This is a genomic window from Flavobacterium sp. GW823-FHT06G12, assembly GCF_058794775.1.
The window spans coordinates 560923-577566 of sequence record NZ_JBXAHE010000003.1 but is presented as its reverse complement, the minus strand read 5'-3'; the positions used below and the strand labels follow the sequence as shown (position 1 = coordinate 577566).

Annotated in this window: 8 protein-coding genes; all 8 read right to left on the bottom strand. The window is 35.8% G+C overall.

Going from position 1 to position 16644, the window contains the following annotated elements:
* Positions 1-169: 169 nt before the first annotated feature.
* The 8 genes from AC1Q5Z_RS14960 to AC1Q5Z_RS14925 all read right to left on the bottom strand — a co-directional run bounded on the left by AC1Q5Z_RS14960 (position 170) and on the right by AC1Q5Z_RS14925 (position 16603).
* Positions 170-1588, bottom strand: coding sequence for an acetylxylan esterase (locus AC1Q5Z_RS14960; protein WP_492445640.1), 1419 nt, complete (start codon positions 1586-1588; stop codon positions 170-172).
* Between the two features lie 254 nt (positions 1589-1842).
* Positions 1843-4623: a glycoside hydrolase family 78 protein gene (locus tag AC1Q5Z_RS14955; protein WP_492445806.1), complete on the bottom strand. Its 2781-nt coding sequence runs from the start codon at positions 4621-4623 to the stop codon at positions 1843-1845.
* Positions 4624-4821: 198 nt separating this feature from the next.
* Positions 4822-6684, bottom strand: coding sequence for a six-hairpin glycosidase (locus AC1Q5Z_RS14950; protein ID WP_492445638.1), 1863 nt, complete (start codon positions 6682-6684; stop codon positions 4822-4824).
* Between the two features lie 183 nt (positions 6685-6867).
* Positions 6868-7785 (bottom strand): glycoside hydrolase family 43 protein, encoded by a 918-nt coding sequence (locus tag AC1Q5Z_RS14945; protein ID WP_492445637.1) that lies wholly within the window; start codon positions 7783-7785, stop codon positions 6868-6870.
* 102 nt (positions 7786-7887) lie between these two features.
* A complete protein-coding gene (locus AC1Q5Z_RS14940) occupies positions 7888-9456 on the bottom strand; it encodes a glycoside hydrolase family 28 protein (protein WP_492445635.1) in 1569 nt (522 codons plus the stop codon).
* A 232-nt stretch (positions 9457-9688) separates the two neighbouring features.
* Positions 9689-11095 (bottom strand): glycoside hydrolase family 140 protein, encoded by a 1407-nt coding sequence (locus AC1Q5Z_RS14935; protein ID WP_343583918.1) that lies wholly within the window; start codon positions 11093-11095, stop codon positions 9689-9691.
* Positions 11096-11371: 276 nt separating this feature from the next.
* Positions 11372-14467, bottom strand: coding sequence for a DUF6298 domain-containing protein (locus AC1Q5Z_RS14930; RefSeq protein ID WP_492445633.1), 3096 nt, complete (start codon positions 14465-14467; stop codon positions 11372-11374).
* Between the two features lie 429 nt (positions 14468-14896).
* Positions 14897-16603: a polysaccharide lyase gene (locus AC1Q5Z_RS14925; protein ID WP_492445631.1), complete on the bottom strand. Its 1707-nt coding sequence runs from the start codon at positions 16601-16603 to the stop codon at positions 14897-14899.
* Between the last annotated feature and the right edge of the window lie 41 nt (positions 16604-16644).

Below are 16644 nucleotides of genomic sequence, written 5' to 3'. Positions count from 1 at the left end.
ATCGCACTAATTTCTTTTTAATTTTTATTTCAATTTCTCTAATTTATTTTGCCACAGATTAAAAGGATTATTTGGATTTCTTTTTTAATTAAATAATCTGTGTAAATCTTTTTAATCTGTGGCAAAAAAAATAATTCGTGCCAATTCGTGAAATTAGTAGCAAACTCTATTACTTCTTAACCTCGTAAACTTTCAGATTTTTTTCTCCGAACATTTCATATAATTTGTTGATGTCTTTTAAAGCATTTTTCGGCAGTTTTTCTCCTTTATCTCCAAAAACCAACAACTTTTCTTTTGGTTCAATTACACAAGTCGATTCATCGATTTCACCTTTGTCATTCTTTACTTTATTCAAATCTAAGTTTAAATATTTCGCCATAAACGGATACAAAGCCATACGTTTCGAGATTCCGAAATCGTGTCCTTCTTTTGCAAAATGAGCATTTTCTACCAAATCTTTCTTGCCGTATAATTCATAAGTTCTTTGAATGAACGGAAACTCCAATTCAGGAACTGCCAACGTCCAGTCTTTTCCATCCGAAACGATCAATTGCGGTTTTGGAGCCATCATTGCTGAAATTTCAGCGTTGTTTGTTCCATTTCCGCATAAGTGGATTCCGCGTCCGCTTTCGCATGGACATCCGCCTGAAAAGTGAGACGAAACCATTACAACTGGAGCTGAAACTTTTACTCGGTCATCAATTGCTGCTAGAAACATCGTGTGTGATCCTCCGCCAGAACCTCCTGTAACGCCAACTCTTGTCATATCCGCATTTTTAACGGTTGCTAGATAATCCAAGAAACGAATTCCTGTCAATACTTGAACTGTCGATGCAATGCTGTTTCTGTGCGTTTCTTCAGGAAATTGCAATAACGATTCTCCCCAAGCAAATAAATCATAGGCAACAACGATTGCGCCCATTTTAGCCATCATCGCACATCTGTATTGCTCGTCTTTTCTATATCTTCCATCACCAAAATGTCCGTCTGGAGTTAGAATAACAGCTGCTTTTTTATTTAGCGGATACGGTTTATAAATCGAACCCGTTGCGTAAACCCCTGGTAAAATTTCCAAAGCTATATTTTCAACACTATAATCTTTGTAAATTCTCTTTGGAGTTAAAAGTGGTTTAGACTTCGGTGTAGGGGGCGCCTTATCCAAACCAAATGATGCAATCATACAAGCTTTTAACTCCGTTTTGCGTTTCTCCCATTGTTCTTTCGTCGAATAAAGGCTTTCTAAGTAAAACAAGCGTTCCTTTCCTTTATCTACTGAAACTTTATGGTTTTCATACTTGCGTATAATGTAGGTTCCGTCGGGTTGTTTAAAATACATCAATTCAAACGGCGCTAGAATATTAGTCAGCGAAAGTGGCAGATTTCCAGGTTCAATTCTCCAATCGGCATAATCCAGTTCTTTTCCTTTTAATAAACCTCTGTCGTCGTTGATCGTTACACTAAAAAGAGTTTCTATTTTTTTCAATGTTTCTGATACTGGCTTTCTAAAATTAGTATCAGAAGTACTTTGCGCATTGGCAAATGTCAAAGCAAAAATGGAAACTAAGAAGATGTATTTTATTCTTTTCATTATTACATTTTTTTTGATTTGCCTCCTGCTTTAGCTGGAGGAAAACAAATTAATTTCTAAAATTGGCTTTAGCCGAACTTATTCATTTGGCTAAAACCTTGTGACTTGCTTTATTTTAAACCCCCAGCTAAAGCTGTAGGCAATTGATTTTTTCTACTTTTTCGAGTTTAATTACAATTCATAACTCATAACTCATAACTCATAACTCATAACTCATAACTCATAACTCATAACTCATAACTCATAACTCATAACTACAATTGACATTCTATTGTATAAATTCCAGATCCTAATTCCAAAACTGGCTTTTGAGCTTTTTCATCAAAACCTGTCTTAAATCTCTTGCCATCCATTTTTATTTCTGAATTTTTAGCAACCGGTAATTTTACTGTCGCTGTTGTATTTACTGGAATCTGAACTGTCAAAATAAATTTACCATCTTTCTTTTCCCAAGAAGAAGCAATTTTTCCGTAAACCGATTGATAGTCCGCTTTCGCGAAAGTCATATCGCCGACCACTTCTGGCTGAATAAAGAAATGTTTGAATCCCGGTTTTTCAGGATCAGACATAATTCCGGCTAAACTTTGATAAAACCATTCTTCGATCTGTCCTAACATAAAGTGATTCCACGAATTTCCTTTTCTAGGATCCCATTGTTCCGTTAAAGTGGTCAAGCCAAATTTAATCTGAAAACCATAACCCGGCGCATCGTAATGATTGTGCATTCTGTACATGGTTTCGTTTTCGCCATTTCTTGCCAAAGTCTGAAATAAGTAACGATTTCCGACATCTCCCGTTGTCAAACGATCTCCTTTTTCTTTGATATCTGCTAGTAAATTCTGCATTACAGCTTCTTTATACTGAGGCTCCACAATATCCATAAAAATCGGAACAGCATTGCTAAACTGGCTGTTTGTTCCGTATTGTTTGGTTTCTTCGTTAAAAAATTCTTTGTTGAAAGCCGTTTTAATCTCAGAAGCCAATGTATTGTATTTCTCAAAATCTTCGGTTTTACCTAGTAATTTTGATGCTTTTGCTACTAAATAAGCTCCATAATAATAGTGCGAAGTCGCAGAAAGCGCGATCGGACTATTTTTAGAATATCCCGCAGGATGTGTTCCGTAATCGTACCAATCACCTAATCCATGTGAAACGATATGGTTTGTTGCTTTCGTTCCTAAATAATCCACATAGTTTTTCATTACAGGAAAATATTTTTCTAATAATGAAGCATCTCCGTAATATTCATAATACATCCAAGGCAGAATTACTCCTGTAACACCCCATTCTGGAGAATCGGTAAAATCGCCTCCAAAAATTACATATTCTGGAACTATTGTCGGAATTAAACCATTGTCTCTTTGTGAATCAGAAATATTCTGCATCGTTGCTGGAAGGAAAGTCTGCAAGTTATAATTGAACATTAATCCAGGTCCATTCAACTGAATTTCTTCCAGCCAACCTAACTTTTCACGTTGCGGACAATCGGTAAAAACACTTTGAAAGTTACTTTTAATCGAATTATTTATGAGTTCGTGTGTTTTGTTGAAAATTTCATTCGAACAAGCAAAACTTCCTGCTTCTCCTGCCGAATTGTAAATGAAATTCGATTTTAAATCAACCAAAGTTGGAAGCTCTTTATTTTTATCTTCCTTATAATTGATATTTTCAATTTGAACATATTGATAACCGTAGAAACTAAATTTTGGCGTCCATTCTTCTGTTCCGTCTCCTTTTAAAGTATAATCGTAATAATATGGTTTTCCAGATCTTCCTTGAGCAATTGTGCCTTCTTCATTTAATCCTTCAGCAACCCAAACACGAATCGTTTGTCCTCTTTTTCCTTTTACTTTGATGGTTGGAAATCCTGAAAGATTCTGTCCCATATCAAAAACATAGAAATTTGGTTTCAGTTCTTTTACGGTTTTCACTTCGTATTGTTTCTGAATCGTAACCGGCGGTGCTGTCTGTGGTCTAAGAACTCCTTTTGGTGCTTCCTGAATGACTACTTTTTTCCAATCTCTATCTTTAAAACCTTTTTTATTCCAGCCTTTTTGTTCTAAACTGGCATTGTAATCTTCTCCACCAAAAATACTGTTATAGGTAATCGGACTTTTGCTGTATTTCCAAGTTCTATCTGATTTTATAATTTCTTCTGAACCATCATTATACTTGATTTTCATTTTAAAGAATAAAGTCGGCGGACCAAAACTTACGAAGAATTTGGTATATCTTTCGGCAAGCGTGTTGTACATTCCGTTTCCTAAAAGAACGCCAATTACGTTATCGCCTTTTTGAAAATCTTTTGCACTTAATTCGTAAACATTGTAATTAACCGTTTTATCGTAATCGGTCCATAAAGGTGCAAATTGACTGTTACCCACTTTTTTCCCGTTGATGGTTAATTCGTAATGTCCTAAACCTGAAATATAAACAACAGCTTCTTTGACTACTTTTTCTACTTCGAAAGGCTTACGCAACATAATACTTCTGCGTGCCAAAGAGTCGGAAGCATTGATAAAGGACATCTTTTTTTCTCTGTTGAAAGTGGCAGTGTGGTAGTTTCTGCCTTCTGGCAAATGGCTATCTGCTTTTGTAATCGCACCAATCCAAGTTGGATTTAAATCGGATTCTAATGGAGCGGTTCTGAAAGAGGCATTTCTACTCCATTTTGAAACTTTTCCCGCTTGGTTCCAAACTTTCACTTTCCAGAAATATTTGGTTTCACTTTTTAATGGTTTTCCGCTATAAACAATATGCAGGTTTTTGTCGGTATTAACTCTTCCGCTGTTCCAAATATCTCCATCGTCATTGTTCAATTTTTCTTCTGATGAAGCTACTAAAATCAAATAAGCAACTTGCGATGCATTGGATTCTTTTGAAACCAATTGCCAGCTAAATTTCGGCTGATTCTCCACAACTGCTAATGGGTTTTCGGCCATTTCTGTTGTTAAACGTACAGGTAGAATTTGCCCATTTGAAATGAAAAAGAAAAAAACAAAAATGAAGGTTAATATGGATTTTGAAATATTCACTTTATAAATTTTTAATTGAACCATTAAGATACTTTTTTTTTAAACCATTAAGAGATTAAGTAAATAAAGCTTTGACTACTTTATAATCTTAAAAATAAGTTTCATTAAGCACTCCACTTAATTCTCTTAATATCTTTATGGTAATAACTAAACTAAAACATTCAGCTTAATTTACTTAATCTCTTAATGGTAAAATAATTATAACTTTTTAGTAATCAAAGATTCGATATTGAATACTGCTTCTGGGATTAATTTTCCCGTTTGAGGCAGATCATCGTAATCGTCGGTGTCTGGCGCTGTGTCCGGATCTGGCGAATGTCTCTGTTCTCCTGTGCGGAACATAATTCGTTCGAAACCATCTGTTGGCGCATAAAATATCTTCGTTGATTCTTTTCCATCGTTTACTTTTATAGTGTATTGACGGTTTTTAGCATCTAATTTAACTGTGATTGTATACGCTTTGTTTGCTTCGTATTTTGTAACCGAACTCAAACGTGCACCATTTTTTACCTTTAATTCTCCATCCGAATCAAAAATCAATCTTACCGATGGTAAACCCTGTTTATTTTGGAATTCAACCTGTAATAAACCGTGATTATTTTGCTCTGGCTTAACTGTGAAAATGGCTTCCATTTTTGATGCAAAAGGAATAACTCTTTCAGCACGGGAATAGTCAAAATAATCCTGATCTCTTAAAGTCAGCCATTTTTTACCATCGGCTTTCTTTTCGATTTTTGTTGATGCCCAAGAAAGATCATATGTGTTCCACAATTTTAATTCTTGTCCGTCTGGAAGATTATTGAAAACGTCATTTACATTTTCTGTTACTACCGAAGTTACAGGAACAGGAATCGATGCCACCCAAATATCTTCTTTATTCATACTGTAACCCACCCAAATTTTTCCATCTGGCGGAGTTCCGTTTTTCTCTGTAATTCCGCGAACGTATTGAGGACCTGCTGATTTATAATTTCCACCGTAACGCATCGGACTTACTTCTCCATGAACCAATAATAAATCTTTGTAATTCAATCCATCATCACTTGTCGAAATCGCCAAAGGCCAACGATATTCCGACGGATTGTAAAGCGTTGCATAACGATTATCGGAAGTTTTTTGTCCCCAGATTTTAGCATTGCTGTTTACAAATCCAGGAGCACGCAATGGCATATAATCCCAAGATTTCCCACCATTTCTACTTATGGAAGTTAAAGCGTGTTTCCATAATCCCACTACATTTCCGTTTGGTAAATGATAATAACTAAACGCTTTATATGGTTTTTGTAACGGAATCAATTCATCGTCACGATCAGCTTCTTCTACCCATTGCTGTAAAACCAATGGTTCAGATAAAATTTCTTCGCAGGCTTTTTTCAAACCTTTGTCTTTTGATGTGGTATAAAATGGGAATTTCGATTTCGATTTGTCCCAAGTTTTGTTATATCTAATGAAATAGATTTCGCCAAAACTTCCATCTTTCTTGATTTCACGGATTACACGACCAATTCCTTTTCCATCGTTTGGATCGTCTTTTTCATCCATTGCGATTCCGTAATACGCTAATGCAAAAAGTCGGTTGTCTTTAGAGGTATAAAACCCCATTCTCTGGTGCATAATTGCATCCAGATTTTTGGCAACGCCTTCAACTCCTTCTTTCTTCCATCCGTCAGGAATTCTATAAATTGGAAAAATCACTTCTGGTTTAGTCCACGTTACACCGTCTTTAGAAGTCATTAATAAAGTCTGGCTTGGCGGAATATGTTCGCCCGAAGGATCGCTTAAATAATGCAGATAAAATGTATTATTCCAATACGCCATCATCGGCTGGTGGTTGTATGTCCAACCAAAACCATCCGCTTTTTCAGGATGTTCACGGCTTGCACGCATAATTTGTGTAGCGTGAACTCCAACCGCTGGACTTAACATTCCGTGATGGTAATCGATGTTTGAAAGTGTTTTGCCAACATAACGGACAGTGTCGTTCTGCGCATTTACAGCGGTACAAGCAAAAATAATTGTAGCTGTAATGATGTTGGTTTTTATGTTTTGGAAAGTAATCATTTTATTTATTTTTTTGCCACAGATTACACGGATTAAAAAAGATTATTTTTTATCTGCTTGATCTGCTAAATCTGCGAGAGTAAATTTTTCCCGCAGATTTAGCAGATCAAGCAGATTTATTTTTTAATTAAATACTAATAATTGAAAAATCATTTTAATCTGTGAAATCTGTGGCATTATCTTTTATTTTCTATCAATTAATCCTTTTAAAACGTCTTCAGAGATTGTTGTAATCGTTCCGTGCTTGTGCCCTTCGGGAAGGCTTATTTTTGATGATACATCTTCAAAATGAACAAAATCTGTTGTGCTTAACGCTTTATAATTTTTTGAACCATAATTGTCATAATACAAAAGCCAATTTTTACCAACTTTTACTACGGTTGGACCTTCCGATAAATATTCAGTTAAAGGCTTTGAAGGTTTTTCAAACGGCCCCAAAGGCGATTTTCCGAAAGCTACTTTTATGTTGCGCATTGGTCTTGTATTGTCTTTCAAAACCAAAATATAATCTTTTTTGCTTTTTTTGACAATCACACAATCAATTACACTAAAACCTGGATCGTAATATAATTTTGTATCCGAAAACGTTTTGAAATCCTTAGTCGTTACATAATACATTCTGTGGTTGTTTTTCTCTTCTTCCACTCCTTTTTCAAATCGGAATGGAATTGTTGATGCCCAGATAATGATGTACTCTTTTTTTACATCATCATAAAAAATTTCCGGTGCCCAAACATTTACAACTTCTGGTTCGTTTTTCATCACTGGAATATACTGTTGTTCTGACCAATGAATTAAATCTTTTGAACTTGCGTAACCAAAACCATTTCCACCTTTCCAATCGGTTGTCCAAACCATGTGATACGTTCCGTCTGCGCCTTTTGTAATGGACGGATCACGCATGATTTTACTGGCTCCGATTTCGGGTTTTAAAAATGAACCTTCCAATCCTTTCCAGTTGTAACCGTCTTCGCTGTATGCCAAATATAAACCTTCTGTTGCGGGTTCTCTAAACGACGTAAAAAGATATAAATCTTTCTTTTTCTGCGAATAACTAATCGCAAAAAGAGAAAGGGTTAGTATGATAAATATTTTTTTCATTTCTTGTTTTCTTTTCCTGCGAGGTTTCCAAAACCTTGTAGGTATTTCTTTCTATGTGCTCAAACTAAACCTACAAGGTTTTGAAAACCTTGCAGGAACGCATTATTCTGTAATTGCTTTTTTATCTAAAGAAGCTCCTTTTTTGATTTTCGTTGTAACGTTATTTAAAACATTGTTTTTCAAGAAAATGTTTTTAGTGTCTTTCCCATCAGCTTCGATAAAAATATCGGTTGGATTGAATGGAAAATTATTGTTAATCAACGCATTCGAAACATTATCTAATTTGATAACAGGAACTCCTTTTATTGCTGTTGAAGATCCAACATTGTCTAAAATAATATTTTTTGAATCTGATATTTTGAAAGAAGAACCTACGGTTGCGTTCACTTTTACATCATGAAATTCAACATCTGTTGCTGTACTTACTGTAAAACCTTCTTTTCCATCCATATTGATGTTTGAGAAAGTGATGTTTTGAATTGGCATTTCGGTAATTCCCAGAATCTGTCCAGCTTTGTTTACGTTTGAAGCCGTAATGTTGCTCATATGAATGTTTCTGAAAATCGGTGTTTTCTCGGTTACAGGTTCAACTGTAGTTCCTTTATCGTAGAAAAGGCTCAAAACGATAGCTTCTTCTTTGATGTTTTTCATTACGATATTATCGACGCGAATATCTTCTACAACTCCGCCTCTTCCACGAGCCGACTTGATACGGATTCCGCGATCTGTTCCGTCAAAAACACAGTTGGATATTGTGATTTTTTTAATTCCTCCCGACATTTCACTACCGATAACCACTCCACCGTGACCACTTAACATGGTGCAGTTGGTGATGGTTACATTTTCTGTTGCTTTTCCGTATTTACGTCCGTCGCCGTCTCTTCCTGATTTGATTGTGATACAATCATCTCCAACACTGATGTGACAGTTTGAAATGTGAACATTGGTACAAGAAGAAGGATTGATTCCGTCTGTATTTGGCGAATGCGGATTAAAAATTGAAATTCCGGTAACGGTTACATTATCACAGAATTCAGGATTGATTGTCCAGAAAGGCGAATTTTTGAACGTAACGCCTTCAATTAAAATGTTTTTGCAATTGTAAGCCTGAAAGAAAGAGGGTCTAAAGAATTTCTTGTCAACCGTTCTTTTGTAATACGGTTCTGTGTAAAGTCCTTTGTTTTGTTCTTCCCACATGGTTTGATATTTGGTTGGAGGAATAGGTTCTTTAGCCGTTTCGATTCGGTACACTTCATTCCACCATGCTTTTCCTTGTCCGTCGATTACGCCTCTTCCTGTGATGGTGATGTTTTCTACGTCTTTTGCATAAAATAAGGGTTGGAAGCTTTTCATTACAATTCCTTCATAACGCATCTCTACATAAGGTAGAAAATCATCGAAGTTCTCTGAAAACTTTAAAAGTGCTCCAGAATCTAAGTGAATTGTGATGTTGCTTTTTAGTGTTAAAGCTCCTGTCAAGTATTCTCCTGCAGGGAAAAAGATGGTTCCACCGCCGTTTTTAGAAGCTTTCTCGATGGCATTCTGAATGGCTTGGGTGCATTTTATTCCTTTGTTGTTTCCGCCTTCTTTTAGGATGTTTAGCCAGCCGTCTTGTGCGAAAGTGGTGTTTAATCCGGTTATGAAGCAGAGTATTATTAATATGTTTTTCATAGTTGTGTTTTTTTTCTTTTGCCACAGATTAAAATGATTAGCACAGATTTTTACTCTCATTTTTGTCATTTCGATGTAAGGAGAAATCCTCGTTAGTAGCTCCGAATGGTGAGCAACTTTGTAGAGTTTCTTGCGAAGATTTCTCCTTACGTCGAAATGACAAGATTGTGGATAATTCGTGATTACTTACTCACGAATTGCATTTCACTAATTACTTTTTACTTTTCACTAATCACTTAGTAGATTTCAAAATCAAAACCCAGTCATTACCATCTTCTTTTTTGCCTTCTGGCTGAAAATTTTGAGTTCCTTTATTGTCAAATGTTCCGATTTTAGTTTTCTTTCCATTTCTCGGATTGTACCAAGTTGCTTCGAATTTGTCTCCTGAAATTTTTCCTAGTTTTACTTCTATTATTCTCCCGTTGTACGTGTATAATAAAGCATATTTTTCTCCTCTTATGGCTGGAATATAATCGTATTTCTCTCCTTGATTAACTACTAAAGAAACATCTGGAACTCCTTCTAAAAATGGCACTTCTTCCATTAATTTCTTAATATAAACCATTTGTTTTGCTCCAGGCGCATTGATGGCTGATGTCCATAATTCTTTGTTTCCGTAAGCTGGTTTATCGCCTTTTCTGAACATTTGCATTACGGCGTTGTGCCCGTATGTATAACCTGCACCACCTGAAAGTACTGACCAATATCCGTAACGGCGAACATCGTTTGCTGTCCATTTTGGTTGAAGTGTGTCGTGTAAGCCGTGTGGAATTCCTTCGTAAGATGGTTCTCCATCAAGTGTAGGTTTTGTTGGTTTTAATTCAAAATCTCTTAGAACAAATTTGTAATTGTCTTCTTTGAAATTCGTTTTTATAGAATCCTGATCATATCTTCTGTGTCCTGATTGGAACATATTGAAATCCAGCCATTTTTCGTTATGGAAATTCTCTGAAGAATCGGTTCTTCCAAAAGGGTGAAAAGTCACCAACTGGTTTGGATTGTTGGTTTTTAAAGTATTTCCGATGGCATTCCAGATATCTTGGAATTCATTTCCGTGTGTGTCTCCACCGTTTAACCAAATTACATTGGTTCTGTTTTTATATCGGTTAGCTAAGAACTTGGCATATTCAATTGCCTGTTCTTTGCTTACTTTATTTCCTTTTGAAACATTGGTTCCCCAAACTGGAACCATCGCTACATAAATTCCGTTTTTCTGAGCTACATCTAAAGTGTAATCTATGTGATCCCAGTAATCGTATTGCTTTGCATCTTTGAAATCATTTCCTGCCGTGATTAAAGGCTTTGAAACGTCTTCGTTTATCAAAGCCGGATCGCCATAAACGTTAACAGCATTGATATTATGCAAAACCATAACCTGAACTACATTAAATCCTTTGTCTTTTCTGTCTTTTAAATATTTCTCAATTCCTGCTCTGTCCAGTTTTCCGAATGCTAGCCAACCTGTGTCGCCCAACCAGAAAAATGGTTTTTCGTTTTCGGTTACAAAATAATGCTGATTTTTAGAAACTTTGATTTCAGGCAGAGATGCTTTTGTTTTAGCAGATTGCGAAAATCCGCTTTGTGCTGTCAACATAAAGCTTATACAAAGAGCGTATAAAGATTTAATTTTCAGATTCATTTTGGTTTGTTTTTGAATTTATGTTTTTTGGGTTTGGTTGCCACGAATTTCACTAATTTTCACTATTTTTTTTTCTGCTTGTGTTTATTGTTTCACGCGGATTTCGCAGATTTTCGCAGATCAAAATTTAAAAATCTGTTGAATCTGCTTTTATCTTTTTATCCCGATAACTATCGGGAGCGTGAAAAATTTACCCTCGCAGATCTTTCAGATTAAGCAGATTTAATTCAAAATTAAATTCGTGCTAATTCGTGTAATTCGTGGCAAACCCTTCTTTTACTTTTTCACTACAAAAAGCACTTTTTCTTTTATTTCAGCTTGTGGGATTGTCACTTGTTTTCCTCCGCTGATATTTGCTTTTTTCGTTATATTTCCTGTTGTTGCATTAATTGCAAATACTTCAAATGTTCCTTTTTCGTTTGATAAATCGATTGTAATATCTTGGTCGTTTTTCAAGTAAAAAAGATAGCTTTTTCCTTTGTTTTCTAATTTCCAAAGATTGTCTGAAAACGTATTTCCATCAACTAATTTCATTTCGCTTAAAGCGGAATAAAACTGAGGTAATTCAATTTTCGGAATATTTGGCAATGAAGCTCCTGCCATTAAAGCTGGCCATCCAAATCTTGACGAACCATCTGTTGAATATAAAATGACTTTTTCAGGATATTTTTCTCGATATTCACGAACGGCGCGATACACTTGATTATCGGTTTCTTTTCCGGTTTTCAGTTTTCTGGCATGCTGTCTTGGTGCTAAATTTACGCCTCCTTGTGGAGCATAAGCTGAGCCGTCTTCTTTGTAATACCAATAACGAATGTCGATTACATCAACGGTTGTATTTCTTTTAGCATCATTTAAAATAGCATCCTGAACGTCTTTTGTAGCACTTAAACCAATTAATCCTTTTTTGCCAGTTTCATCTTTCCATTTTTGAGCTTGGTCTAACCAGAATTCCATAAAATGTAACGGACCTGTATATTCGGCACTTGTTAACTGAATTACGTTGCTGTTTTCCTGAAAGTTCTCAAATGATTTTCTGATGAAACCTTCATGTAATTTTCTTCTTTGAGCATTCGTAATATCGTAAAACTGCTCTGCCATAAAAATGCGTTTGTCTCCTGCATAAGGCGGTGGTTCAGGAAATCCTGTGCTGTTGATATTGTTTGCTGAACGCCAAGGTGAACTTGCCCAGTGCGCTCCCGCTTCTAAAATATTATGCTGAAAATATTGCTGATTGATTAACAATTGTCCGTTTGGTTCTGCTAGCGTTGCAAACTGAGCTAGACGGCTCCAATACCAATCGTTGAATTTCGTCAAATCGTATTTACTTAAATGATCCCAAGCTAAATCTTGTCCGCTTCTTGCGAAAGGCTGTTCATAAAACGGTGGCCAAACATCATCATCAATTCGACGTACACGTTCGTGATCGTCCATTCTTCTGTCGTACCATAAACCGTAATTGTGTTCTAAGGCAACGATATTATTTTTAGTCAAATAATCTACTGTTTCCTGTACTTTATCTGTCAAACCATTTCCTGTTCTTCCTGGAACAAAACGTGTGATATGCGGTGTTGATTTGTTTACGAAATCATCGGTTAAATCACCTCTCCACCATGTAACATTCGATTGTTTTCCTGCAATTACTTTTCCTTCAAAAGTCAACCAACCGTTTTCTATTATTACTTTTGAAGTTGATTTTTCTGTTTTATTTGATGCAACTTTTAAATCGTTTGCATTTTTTAAACTTTTACTGTCTGTGTTAATCGGATTTGCTTTTGAAGCTTCTACAATCAATTCTTGTAAACTTTTTGCCGTTGTAGCAGAGTTTTTAGTCAATTCTGCAGCAACTTCTATACTCGGACTTGAAGAAGCTTCTGAACCTAAGTCATAGATAAATGGCTGAACTGGAAGTTTTCCTAATCTAGCTTCTAACTGTGTGTAGAATAAACTTCTTGGACTGATATGTTCGTTTACATTTTTCCAGTGTCCATTTCCACCAAATTGTCCCCAAACTCCAAAAGCCCAGTTTTGTGCTGTTGGCGGACTATAACATTCTACTTTTGATGCCGATGATTCCCAGATTATAGAATTGGCTGCTGTCCAGCCTGCTCCTCTTCCTCCTTGTTCTCTGTTGTTGTAACTTAATGCTTTTCCGTCGATATTGGCAATATCAAATAAAACTCCTGTTGCCCAACTTCCGATTGCGCCACTGTTTTCGAATGGCAAATGTGATTCGCATTGTACGAAAACATTTGGTCCAGTTGTACCGAATCCGCCAACGGCAAAATCATGATATCCAAATTCGGAGTAACAACGCTGGAATAAAGTCTGCTGACCTTCGGTATAAAAAGTATGTCTTCTGAATGAAGCGATTTCTGAAATTGGTTCTGTGGCAATACAATCTTCAACTGTAATTTGCTGACTTGTTTTTAAAATCGTAACAGCTCCGCCTGCAAAGTGTTTGAAATTAACTTGTTTAACCCAAGCATTTCTGGTGTTTTCAATGCTGATAGCCTGCCATCTATGTTCTTCGTCTTTTAAGTTTGAAGGATTATAGGTTGATTTAATTAATATATTTTCAATTCCGTTATTTTCAGTTCTTCCCTGCCAAGAATAAACAGTAACTTTTGAAGTTCCAAAAGCATCGTCTAATGACATTGTAATTGGTGCGTTTAGGGTTACTTCGTTTCCGTTTATTTTGGTTACAACACGATTCCAAGTTGTCGTCCAATCCCCTTTTTTCCATCCAATCCAAGAAGTTTCTCCGCCAAAATCCTGCATGTTTACTTCTTTAATGAAATTATCTGTTAAAGGTTTGCTGATTTCGATTTCGTCTCCAACTTTTAATTTTGAAGTATTTTTTAACTGGATTTTCTGAGTTCCAAGTGGCGTATAAGCATTCGCAAATTCAAATGAATCTTTATACACTTTATCGTTTACGCCTAAAATTCTAATTAAAGCTTCTCTTTCTAAACCTGTTCCTGAAAGTACGGTTCCGTTTTCTTCATTACCGCTTCCTCTTAAAACAACTCCCGATTTTCTGATATATAATGTTCCGCTGATTTTAAAAGTTCCTTTGTCTAACAAAACAGCTCCACGAAATCCTGATTTATCTGGTTTTAATGCACTTACATAATCAATTGCATTTTGGATTTTCTGCGTTGCATCTTCTTCTTGCTGCGAAACAAAAATTTTGTTATCCAAATTCGGAATGGCAACTTCTGAGTTTCTATATCCTGCAAAAGAAAAATCTGGGATTTGATTTCCTTGATTATCTGTTGTGAAAGAAAGTTTTCCTTCTTTGGTTTTGATGATATCTGGGAAAGTGTTTTGGGCTGTGATGTTTCCGCTAATAAACAGAGTAATACACATTAAAGAAAATGTGTTTTTAAAAGAAGAAACTATATTTTTTAATTGATAGAAATTCACTTTTTTTCTTAATTTAAATTTCAGAGTTTAGATTCTTAAAATTAACCTTTTAAGGAACAATAAATTTATAAAATCCTATTTTCTCCAATCTTGTCATTTCGACGAAGGAGAAATCTTCGTTGCTAAATCGACAAAGATTGATATACTTTGCGGAGTTTCTTGCGAAGATTTCTCCTTCGTCGAAATGACAAACTTTGTGTATACTTTACTTAACTATAAAAGTTTAATCATCAGATATAGTGTGATTTGCTTCGTCTATTCGCTATCGCTCGGGCCTCCTTCGTTGAAATGACAAACTAGATGGATTTTCTTTGTGTACTTAAACCTGACAGGTTTTAAAAAACCTGTCAGGTTTGCGTTGAAAATATCTAATTATTGTAACAATGATTTCAGCTTAGCCAAAGTATCTGTATTATTTTCCGTTTTCGTCCAATCAATTTTAGTGTTTGGATCGATTCCGTTAAAATATTTCTCGATGTTGGTATATCCGTCTCCGTTTGCATCTTTATTAGCGTCTGAAGCGTCATTTGGATTTAAACCGTATTTCTTTTCCCAAGCATCTGGAATTCCGTCATTATCTGAGTCTTTATATGCTTTTCCTTTGTAAGTTGGATATCCGCCAACTTGGTCTGGATGCGTTATAATTCCTTTTTTATATGAATCGGCTGGTAATCTTCTTTTGATATATTCTTTTCCAATTGAATTTTCCAAACCGTCTTTTACTTCAATTTTTCCCGTTTTAACCTGCTTGATAATTCTTTCGTCAACAGCATCTCTTTTCGGAATTGTTGCTCCAACATTCGTCAAAACAAAATCATAAGCTTCTTCTGCCGACATGATATTGAATTTTGGCATTGAGAATGGTTTTGGCTGTTTGATTGCTGCTAAAAACTCTTTGGTTTCTGCTTCTGGAAGATTTTCCAATTGCACACCGCCATTCCAGTTATCAGCTGTCACTTCAGGAGAACCAACAATAAAGTTTCCTGAAACATACGCTCTTCCGTATTGTTTTGGTTCAATATATCCAGATTCTGGTTTTACGATTCTGTGTGCAATAGGTTCGTTTTGTGGTGTAATTGGTCCAGGTTTAAAATAATTGTTGATAATATTCAACATCGAACGATAATCACCGCCATCCAGCGTACGATTCCACCAATTAAATACTACGTTATTCACAAAATTAAAGTCTCCATACATTCCGATAGAAGCATTTCTTGAAATGTTGTCGGCCCATAAGTTGCGCATAAAAGTACTATTTAATCCGCCAATTGTACTTCCGAAAGCATGATTATAAGTGTCTAAACCTTCTGATGAAATAGTGTTTTGAATCGTGATATTACAAGCAGGCAATTTCTCCAGTTTCGATTTCGCATTAGCAGCAAACTGATGTCTGTATAATGAAATATTTTCGTCTAATCCCCAGCTTACAGAACAGTGGTCTACAATGATATTTCCCATTGGATTTCCACCCAATGCGTCATCTCTTCTTGTTACTTCAGTTGCTCCACGACGGAAACGCATATGGCGAATAATAACGTCGTGTGTATCGATTTCTAAAGTTTCTCCTGCAATACAAATTCCGTCACCTGGAGCCGTTTGTCCAGCAATGGTAACGTAAGGCGCACGCATGCTGATTCTTTTTTTCAATTGAATAATTCCTGAAACGTTGAAAACAATTGTTCTTGCTCCAACAGCTTCGCAGGCTTCACGAAAAGTTCCTTTTCCGCTGTCTTCTAAACTCGTAACCACAAATATTTTTCCGCCACGACCACCTTGTGTGTACGCTCCACCGCCTTCAGCTCCTGGGAAAGCTGGAATATCAGCAAAAACAAAATCTTTTGGATACGAAGCCCAAGGTAAATAAGGTTTTCCTTGTTTTGCTTCTTCTTTGATTATATGAAGATTAGCATTCCAGATTTCGCTCAGTCTTTTTTCTTCATCAGCTAAAATAGCATCGGCTTTTTCTTGAACGGGTTTTGGAATTACGGGATATTGAGCATACGCCGATGATACAAGAGAACAAAATGACAACGCCATAAATGTTCTTTTTAAAGTATGGTTTGGAAAAATATTTTGCATTGAATTGTGTGGTCTAGTTAATAGTAGTTAGTTTTTAAGAG

Coding starts and splice junctions, on each gene's coding strand:
- AC1Q5Z_RS14935 (WP_343583918.1), bottom strand. CDS start 11,095: ATGAATCTGAAAATTAAATCTTTATACGCTCTTTGTATAAGCTTTATG.
- AC1Q5Z_RS14925 (WP_492445631.1), bottom strand. CDS start 16,603: ATGCAAAATATTTTTCCAAACCATACTTTAAAAAGAACATTTATGGCG.
- AC1Q5Z_RS14930 (WP_492445633.1), bottom strand. CDS start 14,467: ATGTGTATTACTCTGTTTATTAGCGGAAACATCACAGCCCAAAACACT.
- AC1Q5Z_RS14950 (WP_492445638.1), bottom strand. CDS start 6,684: ATGATTACTTTCCAAAACATAAAAACCAACATCATTACAGCTACAATT.
- AC1Q5Z_RS14945 (WP_492445637.1), bottom strand. CDS start 7,785: ATGAAAAAAATATTTATCATACTAACCCTTTCTCTTTTTGCGATTAGT.
- AC1Q5Z_RS14940 (WP_492445635.1), bottom strand. CDS start 9,456: ATGAAAAACATATTAATAATACTCTGCTTCATAACCGGATTAAACACC.
- AC1Q5Z_RS14960 (WP_492445640.1), bottom strand. CDS start 1,588: ATGAAAAGAATAAAATACATCTTCTTAGTTTCCATTTTTGCTTTGACA.